General features: G+C 68.4%; 19 protein-coding genes. 14 read left to right on the forward strand and 5 right to left on the reverse strand.

The features are described 5' to 3' along the window. Positions 1–2: 2 nt before the first annotated feature. Positions 3–605, forward strand: coding sequence for a TetR/AcrR family transcriptional regulator (locus ACFOES_RS02310; RefSeq protein WP_377831546.1), 603 nt, complete (start codon positions 3–5; stop codon positions 603–605). A gap of 255 nt (positions 606–860) precedes the next feature. On the opposite strand, the gene ACFOES_RS02315 is transcribed toward ACFOES_RS02310, so the two are convergent. Next, on the reverse strand, positions 861–1,151 hold the full coding sequence (locus ACFOES_RS02315) for a hypothetical protein (protein ID WP_377831547.1): 291 nt from the start codon (positions 1,149–1,151) through the stop codon (positions 861–863). 135 nt (positions 1,152–1,286) lie between these two features. Here ACFOES_RS02315 and ACFOES_RS02320 point away from each other — a divergent pair, with 135 nt between their 5' ends. From ACFOES_RS02320 to ACFOES_RS02335, 4 genes are all read left to right on the forward strand, one after another. Beyond that, positions 1,287–2,417 (forward strand): S-(hydroxymethyl)glutathione dehydrogenase/class III alcohol dehydrogenase, encoded by a 1,131-nt coding sequence (locus ACFOES_RS02320; protein ID WP_377831548.1) that lies wholly within the window; start codon positions 1,287–1,289, stop codon positions 2,415–2,417. A gap of 89 nt (positions 2,418–2,506) precedes the next feature. Continuing rightward, a complete protein-coding gene (locus ACFOES_RS02325) occupies positions 2,507–2,794 on the forward strand; it encodes a hypothetical protein (protein WP_377831549.1) in 288 nt (95 codons plus the stop codon). A 108-nt stretch (positions 2,795–2,902) separates the two neighbouring features. Further along, a complete protein-coding gene (locus tag ACFOES_RS02330; protein WP_377831550.1) occupies positions 2,903–3,391 on the forward strand; it encodes a GNAT family N-acetyltransferase in 489 nt (162 codons plus the stop codon). A gap of 18 nt (positions 3,392–3,409) precedes the next feature. Continuing rightward, positions 3,410–4,150, forward strand: a complete 741-nt coding sequence (locus tag ACFOES_RS02335) for an NYN domain-containing protein (protein WP_377831551.1) — start codon at positions 3,410–3,412, stop codon at positions 4,148–4,150. A gap of 4 nt (positions 4,151–4,154) precedes the next feature. Here the strand turns inward: ACFOES_RS02335 and ACFOES_RS02340 are convergent, their stop codons facing one another. After that, a complete protein-coding gene (locus ACFOES_RS02340; RefSeq protein WP_377831552.1) occupies positions 4,155–4,793 on the reverse strand; it encodes a TetR/AcrR family transcriptional regulator in 639 nt (212 codons plus the stop codon). Positions 4,794–4,952: 159 nt separating this feature from the next. Here ACFOES_RS02340 and mbfA point away from each other — a divergent pair, with 159 nt between their 5' ends. The 8 genes from mbfA (at position 4,953) to ACFOES_RS02380 (ending at position 11,487) form a co-directional block, all read left to right on the forward strand. After that, positions 4,953–5,930, forward strand: a complete 978-nt coding sequence (gene mbfA / locus ACFOES_RS02345) for an iron exporter MbfA (RefSeq protein ID WP_377831553.1) — start codon at positions 4,953–4,955, stop codon at positions 5,928–5,930. A gap of 22 nt (positions 5,931–5,952) precedes the next feature. Then, on the forward strand, positions 5,953–6,657 hold the full coding sequence (locus ACFOES_RS02350) for a nitroreductase family protein (RefSeq protein WP_377831554.1): 705 nt from the start codon (positions 5,953–5,955) through the stop codon (positions 6,655–6,657). Between the two features lie 116 nt (positions 6,658–6,773). Next, positions 6,774–7,703 (forward strand): AEC family transporter, encoded by a 930-nt coding sequence (locus tag ACFOES_RS02355; RefSeq protein ID WP_377831555.1) that lies wholly within the window; start codon positions 6,774–6,776, stop codon positions 7,701–7,703. A 9-nt stretch (positions 7,704–7,712) separates the two neighbouring features. After that, positions 7,713–8,543 carry an S-formylglutathione hydrolase gene (gene fghA / locus ACFOES_RS02360; protein WP_377831556.1) on the forward strand — a complete coding sequence of 277 codons (831 nt, stop codon included), beginning with the start codon at positions 7,713–7,715 and terminating at the stop codon, positions 8,541–8,543. A gap of 9 nt (positions 8,544–8,552) precedes the next feature. Then, positions 8,553–9,008 (forward strand): YaiI/YqxD family protein, encoded by a 456-nt coding sequence (locus tag ACFOES_RS02365; protein WP_377831557.1) that lies wholly within the window; start codon positions 8,553–8,555, stop codon positions 9,006–9,008. 12 nt (positions 9,009–9,020) lie between these two features. Beyond that, positions 9,021–9,650: an HAD family hydrolase gene (locus ACFOES_RS02370; RefSeq protein WP_377831558.1), complete on the forward strand. Its 630-nt coding sequence runs from the start codon at positions 9,021–9,023 to the stop codon at positions 9,648–9,650. Continuing rightward, complete coding sequence (locus ACFOES_RS02375) at positions 9,647–10,564, forward strand: ornithine cyclodeaminase family protein (RefSeq protein WP_377831559.1); 918 nt, start codon at positions 9,647–9,649, stop codon at positions 10,562–10,564. Before ACFOES_RS02370 ends, ACFOES_RS02375 begins: the two co-directional genes overlap by 4 nt. Beyond that, a complete protein-coding gene (locus ACFOES_RS02380; RefSeq protein WP_377831560.1) occupies positions 10,561–11,487 on the forward strand; it encodes an alpha/beta fold hydrolase in 927 nt (308 codons plus the stop codon). The genes ACFOES_RS02375 and ACFOES_RS02380 overlap by 4 nt, the downstream gene beginning before the upstream one ends. A gap of 88 nt (positions 11,488–11,575) precedes the next feature. On the opposite strand, the gene ACFOES_RS02385 is transcribed toward ACFOES_RS02380, so the two are convergent. Further along, positions 11,576–12,832, reverse strand: a complete 1,257-nt coding sequence (locus tag ACFOES_RS02385; RefSeq protein WP_377831561.1) for an MFS transporter — start codon at positions 12,830–12,832, stop codon at positions 11,576–11,578. A 178-nt stretch (positions 12,833–13,010) separates the two neighbouring features. On the opposite strand from ACFOES_RS02385, the gene zapE reads away from it, so the two are divergent. After that, the gene (zapE, locus tag ACFOES_RS02390; RefSeq protein ID WP_377831562.1) at positions 13,011–14,090 is read left to right on the forward strand and encodes a cell division protein ZapE; all 1,080 of its coding nucleotides are present in this window, start codon (positions 13,011–13,013) and stop codon (positions 14,088–14,090) included. Positions 14,091–14,174: 84 nt separating this feature from the next. Here zapE and ACFOES_RS02395 read toward each other — a convergent pair whose 3' ends face one another. Further along, entirely contained in the window at positions 14,175–15,413 is a 1,239-nt protein-coding gene (locus tag ACFOES_RS02395; RefSeq protein ID WP_377831690.1) for a bifunctional folylpolyglutamate synthase/dihydrofolate synthase, read from the reverse strand. Between the two features lie 35 nt (positions 15,414–15,448). Further along, positions 15,449–16,429 carry an acetyl-CoA carboxylase, carboxyltransferase subunit beta gene (accD, locus tag ACFOES_RS02400; RefSeq protein ID WP_377831563.1) on the reverse strand — a complete coding sequence of 327 codons (981 nt, stop codon included), beginning with the start codon at positions 16,427–16,429 and terminating at the stop codon, positions 15,449–15,451. Positions 16,430–16,499: the final 70 nt, after the last annotated feature.

Raw genomic sequence — 16,499 nt, forward strand, 5'->3', positions numbered from 1 at the left:
ACATGGCGAGAGGAGTTGCCCGCGACCATGACGAGAAGCGCGCCGCGATCCGCAAGGGGGCGGCGGCCTATTTCGCCGCGCATGGCTTCGACCGCGCCTCGATGTCCGGCGCGGCCAAGGCCTGCGGCGTATCGAAGGCGCTGATCTACCATTACCACGACAGCAAGGAGGCGCTGCTCTTCGACATTCTCGAGGCGCATCTCTCGACCCTGGTCGCCGAGGTCGAGGACGCGGCGGCGGCCCATGTCGGCGACGCGCCCGAGGCGCGGTTGCGGGCGCTGATCCGGGCGATCCTGCTGGCCTATCGCGACGCCGATGCCGAGCACAAGCTGCAGCTCGACGCGCTGGGCACCCTGCCGGCCGAGCGCCAGGCGCCGCTGATCGCGCTGCAGCGCCGGCTGGTGACGGTGATGTCCGGGGCGCTGGCGGCGATGCGCCCGGAACTGGACGGATCGGAGAGGCTGTGGCCCGTCACCATGACGGTGTTCGGCATGGTCAACTGGTTCTACACCTGGCACCGGCCGGGCCGCGGCATCAGCCGCGAGGATTATGCCGACCTGGTCACCGACATGGTGCTGGGCGGGATCGGGGCGGTGACCGTCTGAGCGGCGCGAGTGGCCTGAGGTGAAGGTCCCATGGTCCGCCTGCGTCTTCTGGCAGGTGCATCCCTGATCAAGCGCCCCGCCCGGCGTTCACGCCGGGCACGTGTCCGCCCGCCCCATGGCAGGCGCGTTCCGCGCCATTAGCTCGATGCGCGACCTCAGATACAGGGCTCGAAGCAGGCCAGGCTGTTCATGGCAGTGGTGAAGATGATCTCGCGGTTTCCCTGAACCGGCGATGCTGCGGCGTATCCGCCCGCCTTACCCGCAATTCACCGCCCGGATGATCCGCTGGTTATCGAAGACGAAGTTCAGCCGCTCCGGATCGGGCGCCTCGCGTAGCGGCGAGCCCTGTTGGTAGATCCGCACCATCGGCGGCAGGGTCATCACCTGCAGGTTGGCCTCGTGCTTGCCGATCATGTCCTGGAACTGGCCGGCGCCGCAGCTGGCCGGGCTCGCCGGCACCGCCTCGGCCCCGGTTTCGTTGCGGGCCACGGTGGCGCCGCCACAGCCGGCCAGCGCAACCATCCCGAGGATCAGCAAACGGTGCATTCCGCACTCCCTTTCGGACTTCGGCGCCAGTTTCGGCCCGGTGTCGCGATCATGCAAGCCCCGGTCGGTGTGGAGTTGAAAATACCGGCGGTTTCGCACAGGGTGACCGCGACTTCTTTTGCTTGGAGAGATCGCATGCGCACCCGTGCCGCCGTGGCCGTTGAGGCCGGAAAACCGCTGGAAATCATGGAGGTGAACCTCGACGGCCCGAAACCGGGCGAGGTGATGGTCGAGATCAAGGCCACCGGCATCTGCCATACCGACGAATTCACCCTCTCGGGCGCCGACCCGGAAGGGCTGTTCCCGGCGATCCTCGGCCATGAGGGCGCCGGCGTGGTGGTCGAGGTCGGCGCCGGTGTGACCAGCGTCAAGCCGGGCGACCACGTGATCCCGCTCTACACGCCCGAGTGCCGCGAGTGCCCGAGCTGCCTGAGCCAGAAGACCAACCTCTGCACCGCGATCCGCTCGACCCAGGGCCAGGGCCTGATGCCTGACGGCACCAGCCGCTTCACCACGCTCGATGGCGATCCGATCCTGCATTACATGGGCTGTTCGACCTTCTCGAACTACACCGTGCTGCCCGAGATCGCCGTCGCCAAGGTGCGCGAGGACGCGCCCTTCGACAAGATCTGCTATATCGGCTGCGGCGTCACCACCGGCATCGGCGCCGTCATCAACACGGCGAAAGTCGAGATCGGCGCCAAGGCGGTGGTCTTCGGTCTCGGCGGCATCGGCCTGAACGTGATCCAGGGCCTGCGTCTGGCCGGCGCCGACATGATCATCGGCGTCGACCTCAACAACGGCAAGAAGGCAATGGCCGAGCATTTCGGCATGACCCATTTCGTCAACCCGACCGAGATCGGCGAAGACCTGGTGCCCTACCTTGTCAACCTGACGAAAACCCCGTTCGACCAGATCGGCGGCGCCGATTACAGCTTCGACTGCACCGGCAACGTCAAGGTGATGCGCGATGCGCTGGAATGCACCCATCGCGGCTGGGGCCAGTCGATCATCATCGGCGTCGCACCCTCGGGGGCCGAGATCCAGACGCGGCCGTTCCAGCTGGTGACCGGAAGGGTCTGGAAGGGCACGGCCTTCGGCGGCGCCCGCGGCCGGACCGATGTGCCGCAGATCGTCGACTGGTACATGGACGGCAAGATCGAGATCGACCCGATGATCACCCACACGCTGAAGCTGGACGAGATCAACAAGGGCTTCGACCTGATGCATGCCGGCGAGTCGATCCGCTCGGTCGTCGTCTATTGAGGCGGCTTGCCTTCGTTGCGGCGCTGATCGCCGGTCCAGCCCTCGCTGGGCCGGCCGCCGTTCTGGAAATGCAGGCCGGGGGCGCGCGGATGGCGCTCGCCCCCGCCGAGATGCAGGTGGTGCTGCGCACCGAGGGCCGGGCGCCCGAGGTCTTCATCAAGATGGCCGCGGCGCCGACCAGGGAGTTCGCCGCCTTCACCGCCGCCCATGTCGGCGACGTGGTCCATGTCACGGTCTGCGGCAAGGAGATCACCGCACCGGTGCTGCGCGGCAAGATCCCCGGCGGCACGATCCGGCTGGCCATGCCCGACATGAACTTGGCCAACACCATCGCCGACCAGCTCAAGGGCACAGCGCCCTGCCCGGCGACCAAGTAGGCCGGCCCGCGATCCCGCAGAAGTGATTCAGGACGGGCGCTGCGAGTTGAACCTCCCCGGTTCTTGGCGGAAGATGCCCGGCATGAAGACTTGCCGAGGATCGCGCGCATGATCACCCTCCGCCCCGCCACTCTCACAGAAGACGCCGATACGGTCTGGGCCATGCTCGAACCGGTCTTCCGCGCCGGCGATACCTATTGCATCGACCGGGACATCTCGCGCGAGGCGGCGCTGGGCTACTGGTTCGGGGCGCCGCATTCGGTCTTCGTCGCCGAGGAGGACGGCGAGGCGCTGGGCACCTATTACCTGACGCCGAACCAGAAGGGGGGCGGGGCCCATGTCGCCAATTGCGGCTTCGTCACCGCGCCCGCGGCCCGTGGCCGCGGCGTCGCCCGCAAAATGCTGGAACACGGGTTGAAAACCGCCCGGTCGCGCGGCTTCCGGGCGATGCAGTTCAACTTCGTCGTCGCCACCAATCACCGCGCCGTCTCGATCTGGAAATCCTACGGCTTCGAGGTCGCCGGCCGGCTGCGCGGGGCTTTCCATCATCCCGAGCAGGGTTATGTCGACGCGCTGGTGATGTATAAGACGCTCTAGACAAGCTAAAGGAGCCCCATGGCCGAAGATCGCGCCCCCCGCCTTTGCGTCCTGATCGACGCCGACAACGTCCCGGCCCAATATGCCGAGGCGATCTTCGAGGAGATCGCCAGCCTTGGCGAGGCCTCGGTGCGCCGTATCTACGGCGACTGGTCGGCGACCCGGCTGAACAAATGGGCCGAGAAGGTCGCCGCGCTGGGCCTTGTCGCCGATCAGCAATTCGCCAATACCAAGGGCAAGAACGCCTCCGACATCGGGCTGGTGATCGCGGCGATGGACTTCCTGCATTCGGGGCTGTTCGACGGCTTCGTGCTGGTGTCGTCGGACAGCGATTTCACCCGGCTGGCGGCGCGGATCCGCGAACAGGGCCTGACCGTCTACGGCATCGGCGAGAAGAAGACGCCCGAGGCCTTCCGCATGGCCTGCAAGCGGTTCATCTATGTCGAGAACCTCGGCGGCGAGGAACCGGCGCCGGCCGGGGCGGCGGAAAGCGCCGGCAAGACGCGGGCGGGTGGGGCGCCGAAGAAGGAGCCGATCCGCAACGCGATTCCGCTGATCGTGGCGGCGATGCGGGCGATCGGCGGCGACGAGGAATGGTATTCGCTGGGCGAGATCGGCCAGTTCATCAGCCAGGCCAACCCGGATTTCGACACCCGCAGCTATGGCAGCGCCAAGCTCTCCGACCTGATCCGCAAGACCGAGCGGTTCGAGTTGCGCAAGACCACCGGCAACCACTGGGAAGTGCGCGACGTGACCTGAGACGTCACGCCTTGGTCTGGCCCTTCTTCACCCCGTAGCGCGCCATGAACATCTCGACGGCGCCGCGGACGATACGGTCGAGCGTTTCGCCGCTGCGGCAGCCGGGCAGGCGGAAGACCCGCCGGGTCTGGATGTCGGCCTTGCAGAGCTCGGCGAACTGGTCGGCGGCGAGGTCGATATCGTCGATCTCCAGGTCGCCGCGCGCCACCGCCTCGCGCAGGTAATCGGCCAGCCGCCGGCGCACCAGGCCGGGACCCGAGCGGTAGAATTCCTGGCCGATCTCGGGGAAGCGGTCGCTTTCGGCGACGCAGATGCGGAACACGCCCTGGCCGAAATCCGAGACGACGAAATCGGCGATCCGCCGCCCCGCCGCGAACAGCACCCGGTCGGGCGGGGCCGAGCCGTCGTCGAACTCGACCGCCTCGTCGGCCTGGCGCTGGCATTCGGCCTTGGCGACCTCGAGGAACAACAGCCGCTTGTCGGGGAAGTAGTTGTAGAGCGTCGCCTTCGAGACGCCGGCCTCGCGGGCGATCTCGTCGACATTGGCGCCCTCGTAGCCGTCGCGCAGGAAGACCTGCCGCGCGCCTTCGAGAACCTGGGCGAACTTGCGCCCCCGTTTGACTTTTTCCGCCGTCGCGGCCATTGCGTCCTCCCCTGCTGACCCAGCATAGACTGGACGGTTCAGTTCGGGCAAGCAGAGGACGTCACCTGACGACAATGAGGCGCCGTGGCGCGGCGCGGCGTCTTGCATCTGGCGGAGGGGCTGGTAGTTTGGAACCATTCTAAACAAGGAGCCCCCGCGATGATCCCCGGTGTCAGTAGCCGCCGCCGATTTTCCGACCTCAGCGAGCAGGAGATCCTGGCGCTGGCGATCTCGTCCGAAGAGGACGACGCGCAGATCTACCGCATGTATGCCGAGCGGCTGCGCAAGGATTACGCCGTCTCGGCCAAGGTCTTCGACGGCATGGCCAAGGAAGAGGACGAGCATCGCCGCCGGCTGATCGAGCTGCACCGCGAACGCTTCGGCGAGGTGATCCCGCTGCTGCGGCGCGAGCATGTCGCCGGCTTCTACGCCCGCCGGCCGGTCTGGCTGGTGGAAAACCTCGGGCTCGACACGATCCGCGACGAGGCGGCCGAAATGGAGCGCCAGGCCGAGGCCTTCTACAAGCGCGCCGCCGCCCAGACCCAGGACGCCGCGACGCGCAAGCTGCTCGGCGACCTGGCCGCGGCCGAGGCGGGGCATACCGCCCATGCCGAGGAACTGGGCGAGAGACATCTCGACGAGAACGCGCGCGAGGAGGAAGACCGCGCCGCCCATCGCCAGTTCATCCTGACCTGGGTCCAGCCGGGTCTGGCCGGGCTGATGGACGGCTCGGTCTCGACCCTGGCGCCGATCTTCGCCACCGCCTTCGCCACCCACAACACCTGGACGACCTTCCTCGTCGGCCTCGCCGCCTCGGTCGGCGCCGGCATCTCGATGGGCTTCACCGAGGCGGCGCATGACGACGGCGTCATCTCGGGCCGCGGCTCGCCGATCAAGCGCGGCATCGCCTCGGGCGTGATGACCATGGTCGGCGGCCTCGGCCACGCGCTGCCCTACCTGATCCCCGAATTCTGGACCGCGACCTTCATCGCCATGGCGGTGGTGTTCATCGAGCTCTGGGCCATCGCCTGGATCCAGAACAAGTTCATGGAGACGCCGTTTTTCCGCGCGGCCTTGCAAGTCGTGGTCGGCGGTGCTCTGGTCTTCGCCGCGGGGGCGCTGATCGGCGGCGGTTGATCCCCCGGAAGAGGGAGGATCGATGTATTCGAAGGATGACGTGGAATACCGGCCGCTGTCGCTGCCGGATCGGGTGCAGATGCCGCCCGCGGAGTCGCTGGCGGCGGTGCGGGCCTTCCGCGACTACATGAAGAAGCGCCACTCGGTGCGCCAGTTCAGTGACGCGCCGGTGGCGGAAGAGGTGATCGCCGCCTGTATCGAGGCGGCGGGCACCGCGCCTTCCGGCGCCAATCACCAGCCCTGGCATTTCGTCGCGATCTCGGACCCGGCGATCAAGGCGCGGATCCGGGCCGCCGCCGAGGAGGAGGAGCGCGCCTTCTATTCCGGCGGGGCGGGCGACGAGTGGCTCAAGGCGCTCGAACCGATCGGCACCGGTGCCGACAAGCCGCATCTCGACGTCGCGCCCTGGCTGATCGTCGTCTTCGCCCAACGCTGGGGGGTGACGCAGGAAGGCGAGCGCTACAAGAATTACTACGTGCCCGAAAGCGTCGGCATCGCCACGGGGATGCTGATCGCCGCCATTCACCATGCCGGGCTGGTCTGTCTCGAACACACCCCGAATCCGATGAAATTCCTGCCCGAGCTCTGCGGCCGCCCTGCCGAGGAGAAGGCGGTGATGATCCTTCCGGTGGGCTATCCCGCCGCGGATGCGACGGTGCCGGCGGTGGCCAAGATCAAGAAGCCGCTGGCCGAGATTCTGACGGTGATGAAGGCGCGGGACGCCTGAGTTCTCGGCGTTGCGAAAATATCCGGCCGGCGGGTCTTGCATCTTCCGGCCGGACCTGAACTTTCTTGCCTTCGGCGAGGATACTTCCGTGAAGATGAAAGGGCAGGCGCGCCGACATGATCGACATTCTTCTGCGCACGCTGCCGTTCTTCGCCCTCATCGGCCTGGGCTACTGGGCCGGGCGGACGCGGTTCTTCAGCGAAGAGGCAACGGCCTACCTGACCAAGTTCGTCTTCTACTTCGCGCTGTCGGCGATGCTGTTCCGCTTCGCCTCGAACCTGTCGCTGTCCGAGATCTACAGCACGCCCTTCGCGCTCGCCTACCTGTCGGGCTGTGTCACGGTCTACCTGCTGGCCACCGCGGTCGCGTTCGCGCGCAAGCTGTCGATGGCCGAGGCGGCGGTCGAGGCGCAATGCGCGGTGATCGGCAATACCGGCTTCCTTGGCGTGCCGATGCTGACGGCGCTTCTGGGCAAGGCGGCGGCGGGGCCGGTGCTGATGGTGCTGTCGGTTGACCTGATCGTGTTTTCCAGCCTGATCACCTTGCTGATCACCGCGGCGCGGACCGGGCGGGTGACCTTCGGCATCCTCAAGGTGCTGGGCATCGGGCTGCTGAAGAACCCGATGATCGTGTCGATGGGCGCCGGGCTGATCTGGTCGGCGACGCGGCTGCCGGTGCCGGGGCCGGTGAATGACTTCATGGGGCTCTTGGGCGGCGCGGCGACGCCCGGGGCGCTGTTCGCCATCGGCGCCTCGCTGGCCTCGAAATCGGCCGAGCGGATCGAGGTGGCGGGCTGGCTGTCCTTCTGTAAGCTGGTGATGCATCCCGGCGCGGTGGCCATCGCCGCGCTGCTGATCTTCCCGGTCGAGCCCTTCGCCGCCAGCGTGATGATCGCCGCGGCCTCGCTTCCGGTCGCCGGCAACGTCTATATTCTGGCCCAGCATTACGGCGTGGCGCCGCAGCGCGTCTCGGCCTCGATCCTGATCTCGACGGTGGTCAGCATCCTGACCGTGCCGGCGGTGATCGCCTGGGTGACGGGACAATAGGAGAGCAAGATGAAGACGATTTCGGAAAACCGGGCCTTCGGCGGCGTGCAGGGGGTCTATTCCCACGCCTCGGAGGCCTGCGGCTGCGACATGACCTTCGGGCTGTTCCTGCCCCGGGAGGCCGAGGACGGGCCGGTGCCGCTGCTGTGGTACCTGTCGGGTCTGACCTGCACCCATGAGAACGCGATGACCAAGGCCGGCGCCCAGGCCTGGGCGGCCGAACATGGCATCGCGCTGGTCTTCCCCGACACCTCGCCGCGGGGCGAGGGCGTGGCGGACGATCCCGCCTACGATCTCGGCCAGGGCGCCGGCTTCTACGTCAACGCGACGCAGGCGCCGTGGGCGTCGCATTTCCGGATGTGGGACTATGTCGCCGAGGAGCTGCCGCGAGTGCTGTTCCACGGTTTCGAGCTGGACGAGGAGCGGCAGGCGATCACCGGCCATTCGATGGGCGGCCACGGCGCGCTGACGCTGGCGATGAGCTATCCGGGCCGCTACCGCTCGGTCTCGGCCTTCGCGCCGATCGCCCATCCGACCGCCTCGGACTGGGGCCGCAAGCAGCTCTCGGCCTATCTCGGCGAGGACGAGGCCGCCTGGGCGGCGCATGACGCGACGCTGCTGGTCAAGGAGCGCGGCTTCGACGGGCCGATGCTGATCGACCAGGGCAGCTCGGACCAGTTCATCGACCTGCTGCAGCCCGAGGCGCTGATCTCGGCCATCGCGACCCGGCGCCAGCCGGCGCAGTTACGGATGCAGAAGGGCTATGACCACAGCTATTTCTTCGTCGCGAGCTTCATGGAAGAGCATGTGGCCTTCCATGCCGACGCGCTCTACGGCTGAAGCGCGGCAATGACCACCCTCTACGTCGATGCCGATGCCTGTCCGGTGAAGGCCGAGGCCGAGCGGGTGGCGACGCGGCACAGGCTGGCGCTGAAGATGGTTTCGAATGGCGGGCTGCGGCCCTCGGCCAATCCGCTGGTCGAGATGGTCTTCGTCCCCGACGGCCCGGACGAGGCCGACAAGTGGATCGCCGAACGTGTCGGCAAGGGCGACGTGGTGATCACCGGCGACATCCCGCTGGCGGCGAAATGCATCGAGGCCGGGGCACGGGCGCTGAAGCATAACGGCGAGGTCTTCACCCCGGCCAATATCGGCACGATCCTGGCGACCCGCGACCTGATGGCCGACCTGCGCGCCGCCGACCCGTTCCGGCAGGGGGGCGGGCGGCCGTTTTCCAAGGCCGACCGCAGCCGCTTGCTCGACGCGCTGGAGCGCGAGGTGCGGGCGGCGTTGAAAGAGCAGTAGAAAGGGTTCCCCATGTCCAGACCCGAGGCGGTGATCTTCGACATCGGCAACGTGCTGATCGAATGGCAGCCCGAACGCTATTACGACCGTGTCGTGGGCGAGGACCGCCGCCGGGCGATGTTCGAGACGGTTGACCTGTACGCGATGAACGGCCGGATCGACTGCGGCGCCGATTTCCGCGACACGGTCTACGAGACCGCCATGGCCGTTCCCGAATTCGCCGCCGAGATCCGGATGTGGCACGACAACTGGCTCGAGCTCGCCCAGCCGGTGATCGAGCGTTCGGTGGCGCTGCTGCGGGCGCTGCGGGCGCGCGGCATGCCGGTCTTCGCCCTGACCAATTTCGGCATCGGCACTTTCGACCTCGCCGAGGCGCACCACGATTTCCTGGGCGAGTTCGATCGGCGCTACATCTCGGGTCACATGGGTGTGATCAAGCCGGCGCCGGAAATCTATGTCATGGTCGAGCAAGATTGCGGCATCGCGCCGGATCGGCTCTTGTTCACCGACGACAGGGCCGAGAATATCGAGGCAGCGGCCGCGCGCGGCTGGCGCACACATCTGTTCGAGGGCCCCGAGGGCTGGGCGGCGCGCCTGGTGGACGAGGGCCTGCTCGACGAGAAGGAAGGACCATTGCCATGACCATCGAGATCATCGGGCCGGAAGCCGAGAAGCGGCTGAGCTGGGACGGGCTGACCGAGGCGCTGCTGGCGGGGCACAAGCTGCCGCCGGCGCAGGTCGAGGACACGCTGCTGACCCGGGGGGGCGACAAGCTCTTGTCGCGCGCGGCCTGGATCGACGGCATGGGGCTGGCGGTGAAGTCGGCGACGATCTTTCCCGCCAATGCCGGGCTCGGCCTGCCCTCGGTCAACGGTTCGGTCAGCCTGTTCAGCGACACCTCGGGCGAGCTCGAGGCGCTGGTCGATTTCCACCTCGTGACCAAGTGGAAGACGGCCGGCGACAGCCTGCTGGCGGCCAAGCTGCTGGCCCGGCCCGACAGCCGTTTCTTCCTCATCGTCGGCGCCGGCGCCGTCGCCCGCTCGATGATCGAGGCCTATCGCTCGGCCTTCCCAGCGGCGCAGTTCCTGCTCTGGAACCGGACCTTCTCGAAAGCGGCCGAGATGGCCGCCGAGATCCCCGGCGTCAGCTCGGTGCGCGATCTCGAAGGGGCGGTGCGCTCGGCCGACGTGATCTGCACGGCGACGATGTCGACCGCGCCGATCATCCATGGCTCGTGGATCAAGAAGGGCACCCATCTCGACCTGATCGGCGCCTACACGCCCGAGATGCGCGAGGTCGACGACAAGACGCTGCAGCGCGCCCGCATCTTCGTCGATTCGCGGGCGACGACCATGGGCCATATCGGCGAGCTGAAGATCCCGATCGAGGAAGGCGTGATCGACCGCACCGAGGTGCTGGCCGATTTCTACGACATCGAGCGCGGCAAGTTCGCCCGCCGCGATGCCGACGAGATCACCCTGAGCAAGAACGGCGGCGGCGCCCATCTCGACCTGATGACCGCGCGATATATCCTCGAGGCTGCCCGCAGGAAATGATCTGGACCGCCCTCGGCCTTGCCCTGCTGCTGATCCTCGCCGCGCCCTGGCTGGCCGAACGGCTGCGGCCCGAGATCGACGCGCGCGGGCGGCGGCTGGCCGAGGGCGATTTCGCCGAGCTCAGCGACGGGCTGACCTACTACCGCTGGCACGGCCCGGCGCGCGGCCCCGTCGTCGTCTGCGTCCACGGGCTGACGACGCCGAGCTATGTCTGGCTGCCGATCGCCAGGGCGCTGGCCCATCTCGGCTTCCGGGTGCTGACCTACGATCTTTACGGCCGCGGCCTCTCCGACCGGCCCGGCGGGGTTCAGGACAGCGCCTTCTTCCTGCGCCAGCTGCGCGAGCTGCTGGACGATCAGGAGGTGACGGGCGGCATCACCCTGATGGGCTATTCGATGGGCGGGGCGATCGCCACCGCCTTTGCCGCCGAATATCCCGAGACCGTCGACCGCCTGGTGCTGCTCGCCCCGGCCGGGCTGGGCCACCGCCTCGGCCGGTTCCTGGAGTTCTGCGAACGGGTGCCGGTGCTGGGCGACGGGCTGATCCGGCTTTTCGGCGCCGGGGTCCATCGCCGCGTCGTGGGGCCCGCCGGGCCGGTGAGTTCGGCGGTGCCCGACATCGTCCAGCGCATGCGCGGCGAGATGGGCTATCGCGGCACCCTGCCCGCCGTGCTGTCGAGCCAGCGCCACATGCTGACCGAGGACTTGGAGGCGGTGCACCGGCAACTGGGCCGGACGAAGCTGCCGGTGCTGGCGATCTGGGGCGAGGAAGACCCGATCATCCCGCTGGCGGCGCTGGGCCGGATGGCGCAGCTCAACCGCAGCGCGCGGCAGGTGACGGTGCCGGGGGCGGGCCACGGGTTGCCCTATACCCACCCGCGCGAGGTGATGGCGGCGATCTCGGACGTGTTGCGGGAGGGGTGAGCCTGCGGGCGGAGAGCGCCGGGGGTTTCACACCCCCGGACCCCCGTGGAGTATTTTCGCAAAGAAGAAGATGCAGGAGGCGCAGTTCTCAGGCCGGCACGCGCAGCTCCATCGGGGTTTCACGCACCGGCAGGTGGACCAGCGCGCTGAAGGCGCCGATGCCGACGCCGACCCACCAGACGCCGGTATAGCTGCCGTAGAGGTCGTACATCGCGCCGCCGAGCCAGACGCCGAAGAAGCTGCCGATCTGGTGCGACAGGAAGACGAAGCCGTACAGCGTGCCCATGTAGCGCAGCCCGTAGATATGGGCGACGAGGCCCGAGGTCAGCGGCACCGTCGCCAGCCACAGCGCGCCCATGCTTAGCGAGAACAGGAGTACCGTGGCCGGCGTGATCGGGGTCAGGATGAAGGCGGCCGAGATCAGCGTGCGCAGCAGGTAGATGCCGGCCAGCAGGTACTTGCGCGAGAACCGGGCGCCGAGCCAGCCGGCGGTGACGGTGCCGACGATATTGGCGAGGCCAATGACCGCGATCGAGACGGCGCCGAGGGCCGAGGTCGTCTCGATCCCGAGCGAGGCCAGCATGCCGTTGGGGGCGACGGCGCCACACATCTCGGTCACCAGGGCCGGGAAATGGGCGGTGATGAAGGCGAGCTGGTAGCCGCAGGAGAAGAAGCCGAGGAAGATGAGGGTGTAGGTCGGGTCGCGGAAGGCGCGGGTCAGCACGGTGCCGAGGCTTTCCTCGAGCTCGGCCTTGGTCGCCGTCACCGGCGCCCGCATCATCGGCAGCGCGAACAGGGCGGCGAGGATCACCGCGGCGAAGATCAGGAACACGGTCTGCCAGGGGAAGTAGCCCAGCAGCACCTCGGCCGTCGGCGCGCCGAAGACCTGGCCGGCCGAGCCGGCGGCGGTGGCGATGCCGAGCGCCAGGCTGCGATGCTCGGGCGCGGCGGCGCGGCCGACGATGGCGAGGATGACGCCGAAGCCGGTGCCGGCGATGCCGAAGCCGACCAGCACCTCGAGGATCTGGTGTTCGCCCGGGGTGACGGCGAAGGAGGACAGGATCAGCCCGGCGGCATAGGTGAGCGCGCCGAGCACGATGGCGCGGCGGTCGCCGAACTTCTCGGCGAAGGCGCCGAACAGCGGCTGGCCGATGCCCCAGGCGAGGTTCTGGATCGCGATCGCCATCGAGAATTCCGACCGCGCCCAGCCGTATTCCTGCGCGATCGGGATCTGGAAGACGCCGAAGCTGGCGCGGATGGCGAAGCCGAGCATCAGCACGATGCAGCCGCCGATCAGGACCGGGGTGATCAGCGGGGCGGCTGCGGCGGGGCGGGAAGCGGTCATCGGGGTGTCTCCTGTGCGCCGGAGGAAAGATGCCGTCCCGGGCGCTCACGTCAATCGCGAATCCGTGATCGGCAACCTCAGCAGCCGTGATGGATGGCGCGGGCAGGCGCCCCTTGACCGGCTCTTGCGCGCGAGAAAAGCTGTTTCCCTTGGCTGCCGGGCGGTCTAATCACGGCCCATGCGCCAGAGCCTGACAGACCTTTACGATGCCCGCGTCGCCTCCGGCGCGCTCCGTGCCGATGCCGCGCAGCGCGCGGTGCTGCCGCTGCTCGAGGAGGTGCGGCGCTGGCTCGAGGAGAGCTCGGACCGCAAGCGCGGGCTACGCGGGTTGTTCCAGCGCCCGCCCGAACCGCCGCGGGGGCTCTACCTGTGGGGCGGGGTCGGGCGCGGCAAGTCGATGCTGATGGACCTGTTCATGGAGGCGACCGAGATCCGCCGCAAGCGCCGGGTCCATTTCCACGCCTTCATGCAGGAGGTCCAGGCCGGCCTTGCCGCCGCCCGCAAGCGCGAGTTGCCCGACGCGCTGGAACCGGTGGCGGCGAAGGTGATCGCGGAAACCCGGCTGCTGTGCTTCGACGAGATGCAGATCACCGACATCGCCGACGCGATGATCGTCGGCCGGCTGTTCGACAAGCTGTTCGCCGCCGGCGTCGTCGTCGTCACGACCTCGAACCGGGTCCCCGACGAGCTCTACAAGGACGGGCTCAACCGGGCCATCTTCCTGCCCTTCATCGACATGCTGAAACAGCGGCTGGCGGTGCACGAGCTGGAGAGCGAGACCGATTACCGCCAGCACCGGCTGACCGGGGCGCAGGTCTGGTTCACGCCGGCGGACAGGGCGGCCTCGGCCGCGATCTCGGATATCTGGGCCGACCTCACCGGCGGCGATAGCGGCGCGCCGCTGGTGCTGACGGTCAACGGCCGGGAGGTCGAGCTGCCGCAGACTCATAACGGCGTCGCCCGGATGCGGTTCTGGGAGCTTTGCGGCCAGCCGCTGGGGCCGGCGGATTACCTCGCTATCGCCGATGCTGTCCGGGTGCTGATCATCGAGGACATCCCGCATCTGTCGGCGGCGAACTACAACGAGGCGCGGCGCTTCGTGACCCTGATCGACGCGCTTTACGAAGCCAGGGTGCGGCTGATCTGCTCGGCGGCGGAAGAGCCCGAGCGGCTCTATGTCGAAGGCGAAGGTTCGTTCGAATTCGAGCGCACGGCGAGCCGGCTGCGCGAGATGCAGGCGGCGGACTGGGGCGGGTAGCGGAGCGGCGGGCGGCTGTCTGCCTCCCGCACCCCCGCCCGCACCCCCCGAGAGTATTTTCGCAAGGAAGAAGGGGAGGGCGGTTCAGCCGTTTTCGCGCAGGATGGTGCCGGCGAGGTAGAGCGAGCCGCAGATCAGGACGCGGGCCTGCGGCTCGGTCTTGGCAATGGCGGCCAGCGCGGCGGCGGCGTTCTCGGCCGTGTCGGCGGCGATGCCGACGGCGGCGGCGGCGGCGCGGGTGGCTTCCGCCGGCAGGGTATTCTGCTCGCCGGGGATCGAGACGGCGGTCAGCCGGGCTACATGCGGCGCGAGCGGCCGCATGTAGCCGGTGACGTCCTTGGTGTTGAGCATGCCGCAGATCAGGTAGGTCGGGCGCTTGGGCAGGCCGGCCAGCGTCGCGGCGACGGCTTCGCCGCCGGCCGGGTTGTGACCGCCGTCGAGCCAGATCTCGGCCCCGGGCGCGGCCTCGACCAGCGGGCCGTGGCGCAGGCGCTGCATCCGGGCGGGCCAGTAGGCCTGGGTCACGGCGGCCTCGCAGGCGGCCGCGTCGCAACCCAGGTAACGCAGGGCGGCGAGCGCGGCGCCGGCGTTCTGGACCTGGTGCGGGCCGGGCAGGTTGGGCAGCGGCAGGTCGAGCAGGCCGGTCTCGTCCTGGAAGATCAGCCGGCCGTTTTCGGTGGTCACGTGCCAGTGCTGGCCGTGGACCAGCAGCGGCGCGCCGAGCCGGGTGGCGCGGGCCTCGATCACCTCGAGCGCCGCGTCTTCCTGCGGGCCGACGACACAGGGCACGCCGCGCTTGAGGATGCCGGCCTTCTCGCCCGCGATCTCTTGCAGGGTCTCGCCGAGGAACTGCTGGTGGTCGATCGAGACCGGGGTGATGATCGTCAGCGCCGGGCGGTCGACGACATTGGTCGCGTCGAGCCGGCCGCCGAGGCCGGTTTCCAGCAGGGTGTAATCGGCCGGGGTGCGGGCGAAGGCGAGCAGGGCGGCAACCGTCGTGATCTCGAAATAGGTGATCGGGGCGCCGTCATTGGCCCGCTCGCATTCGTCGAGCAGGCGGGCGAGGTCGGGCTCGGAAATCAGCTCTCCGGCCAGCCGGATGCGTTCGTGGAAGCGGGCGAGGTGGGGCGAGGTATAGGCGTGGACTTTCTTGCCCGCCGCCTCGAGCCCGGCGCGGATCATCGCCTGGGTCGAGCCCTTGCCATTGGTGCCGGCGAGGTGGATCACCGGCGGCAGCCGGGTCTCGGGATTGTCCAGTGCCCCGAGCAGCCGCCAGACACGGTCGAGCGTCAGGTCGATGATCTTCGGGTGCAGCGCCATCATCCGGTCGAGGATGACGTCCGATGCGAGGGTGTCGCTCACGCCTTGGACTTTCCGGCAGGTTTCTTGTCGGCCGCCTTGGCGGGCTTTTCCCTGGCCTCCGGCGCCGCTTCCGGCGCGGGGGCTTCGGCCTCCGGGGCCGGCGGCGGCAGGTCGCCTTTCACCGCCGGGCTCTGCCGCATCAACAGCCGGGTGATCGTGGTCAGCTCGTCCTTGAGTGCCTTGCGATGCGTCACCCGGTCGAGCATGCCGTGGTCGAGCAGGTATTCGGCGCGCTGGAAGCCCTCGGGCAGTTTCTCGCGGATCGTCTGCTCGATCACCCGCGGCCCGGCGAAGCAGATCAGCGCGTTGGGCTCGGCGATCTGGACGTCGCCCAGCATGGCGTAGGAGGCCGTCACCCCGCCGGTGGTCGGATGGGTGAGGACGACAATGTAGGGCAGGCCGGCCTCTTTCAGCATCTGCACTGCGACGGTGGTGCGCGGCATCTGCATCAGGCTGAGGATGCCTTCCTGCATCCGCGCCCCGCCGGCGGCCGAGAACAGGATCAGCGGCCGCTTCAGCGTCACCGCGCGCTCGGCCGCGGCGATGATGGCGTTGCCCACCTGCATCCCCATCGAGCCGCCCATGAACGAGAAGTCCTGCGCCGCCGCGACGATCGGGGTGCGGTTCATCTCGCCCTCGGCGACCAGCATCGCGCCCTTCTCGCCGGTCGATTTCTGCGCCGTCTTGAGCCGGTCGGGATAGCGTTTCTGGTCGCGGAAATGCAGCGGATCGGGCAGCGGTTCGGCCACTTCGACCTCGGTGAAGATGCCGCCGTCGAACAACGCCTTGAATCGCTCGCGCGGGGTGATCGCCATGTGGTGATCGCAGCTGGTGCAGACGTTGAGGTTCTCCGCCAGTTCGCGGTGGAACAGCATCGTCCCGCATTCGGGGCACTTGGTCCACAGGTTCTCGGGCACCTCGCGGCGCGAGAACAGCGAGTTGATCTTGGGGCGGACGTAGTTGGAGATCCAGTTCATTCGGCGGACCTTTTGCGCGCGTTCTTTGGGCAGGGAGATAAGCCCCGGGGCCGGGAAATGCAATCGGCGA

Origin of the sequence: Acidimangrovimonas pyrenivorans (genome assembly GCF_042643245.1) — a bacterium.
GTDB classification, from domain to species: Bacteria; Pseudomonadota; Alphaproteobacteria; order Rhodobacterales; family Rhodobacteraceae; genus Acidimangrovimonas; species Acidimangrovimonas pyrenivorans.